At 62.9% G+C, this 533-nt stretch carries 1 pseudogene; it reads right to left on the minus strand.

The features are described 5' to 3' along the window. A pseudogene (locus ACOI1H_RS26205) lies at positions 1-533 on the minus strand (IS21 family transposase); the annotation flags it as partial.

Here is a 533-nt window from a genome sequence, read left to right on the forward strand (position 1 = left end):
CTGTTCGATGGCTTTCTTGAGATGCCGGTTCTGGGATTCCACCGCCCCGTTCTCATGGGCCTCACCGCGATTGTTGCGGCTGGCGTCCATACCATAATGGCCGACGAAGGCATCATATCGCTTGGTCATATCCTCGCGCTGATCGGCGGTCAGGTTACGGAAGGCCGCAGAGAGGCTGTCGGTGCGGTGGTTTTGGGGCGCACCGCCCAGCGACCAGAGGGCCTGCTGCAGGTTCTCGGCCAGCGCCGTGAAGCTCTCCCCGCCCAAGACCACGCCGACATGTTCCCAGCGGCTGTAGACCATGACAAAGTGGTAGAGCAGATGCGGGAACGGCTGGCCTGCGATTGTCACCTCCAGTTCCTCGGCATGGGTGAAGTCGGACTGGGCCATGTATCCCGGATCGGGTGTCTGGCGGAAGATGATGTCGCGCTCGGGACCGTTCAGCGCCCGCCACTGCCGCACCCGCCGTTCCAGGGTGCGGCGGATACGATTATCAGGGAAGGCCAGAGGATGCTCGCCTTGAAGATGGCGCA

It is taken from the genome of Loktanella sp. DJP18, from assembly GCF_049310965.1.
Taxonomy (GTDB): Bacteria; Pseudomonadota; Alphaproteobacteria; order Rhodobacterales; family Rhodobacteraceae; genus Loktanella.